We start from the raw sequence: 1,190 nt of genomic DNA, 5'->3' as shown, positions 1-1,190 counted from the left end.
TGTCCAAAGAAAAGTTCGAGAGAAAGAAGGCGCACGTCAATGTTGGCACGATTGGCCACGTTGACCACGGCAAGACCACGCTGACGGCGGCGATCACGGTGCACCAGGCGAAGAAGTTTGGTGGTGTAGCGCGCGCCTACGACCAGATCGACAACGCCCCCGAGGAGCGCGAGCGCGGCATCACCATTGCCACCGCCCACGTTGAATACGAGACCGAGAAGCGCCACTACGCCCACGTCGACTGCCCCGGCCATGCTGACTACGTCAAGAACATGATCACCGGCGCGGCGCAGATGGACGGCGCCATTCTTGTTGTCTCCGCCGCCGACGGTCCGATGCCGCAGACGCGCGAGCACATTCTGCTCTCGCGCCAGGTCGGCGTGCCCTACATTGTGGTCTACCTCAACAAGGCCGACATGGTCGACGACGCCGAGCTGCTTGAACTCGTCGAGATGGAAGTGCGCGAACTGCTCGACAGCTACGAATTCCCCGGAGACGACACCCCCATCATCACCGGCTCCGCGCTCAAGGCCCTCGAAGGCGACGAGAGCGAGATCGGCGGCCCCTCCATCGACAAACTCATGGACGCCCTCGACAGCTACATCCCCGAGCCCGAGCGCGCCATTGACGGGGCCTTCCTGATGCCGATCGAAGACGTCTTCTCGATCTCCGGACGTGGCACCGTCGTCACCGGCCGTGTCGAGCGCGGCATCATCAAGGTTGGCGAAGAAGTCGCCATCGTTGGCATCAAAGACACCGTCAAGACCATCTGCACTGGTGTCGAGATGTTCCGCAAACTGCTCGACCAAGGCCAGGCCGGCGACAACATCGGCGCCCTACTGCGCGGCACCAAGCGCGACGACGTCGAGCGCGGTCAAGTCCTGGCCAAGCCCGGCTCGATCACCCCGCACACCCACTTCGAAGCCGAGGTGTACGTGCTGAGCAAGGAAGAAGGCGGGCGTCATACCCCGTTCTTCAACGGCTACCGCCCGCAGTTCTACTTCCGCACCACCGATGTCACCGGTGCCTGTGAGCTGCCCGAAGGCATCGAGATGGTCATGCCCGGCGACAACGTGAAGATGACCGTCCAGCTGATCGCGCCGATCGCGATGGAAGAAGGGCTGCGCTTCGCGGTGCGCGAAGGTGGCCGCACCGTCGGTGCTGGCGTCGTCGCCAAGGTGATTGAGTAA

At 63.1% G+C, this 1,190-nt stretch carries 1 protein-coding gene; it reads left to right on the top strand.

All coding sequences use genetic code 11. The features are described 5' to 3' along the window. On the top strand, window positions 1-1,190 hold a 1,190-nt coding region (gene tuf / locus AC54T3_RS17415; RefSeq protein ID WP_496626573.1), incomplete at its 5' end, for an elongation factor Tu.

It is taken from the genome of Halochromatium sp. NSM3, assembly GCF_059621085.1.
This window is presented reverse-complemented; position numbering and strand designations above follow the sequence as displayed.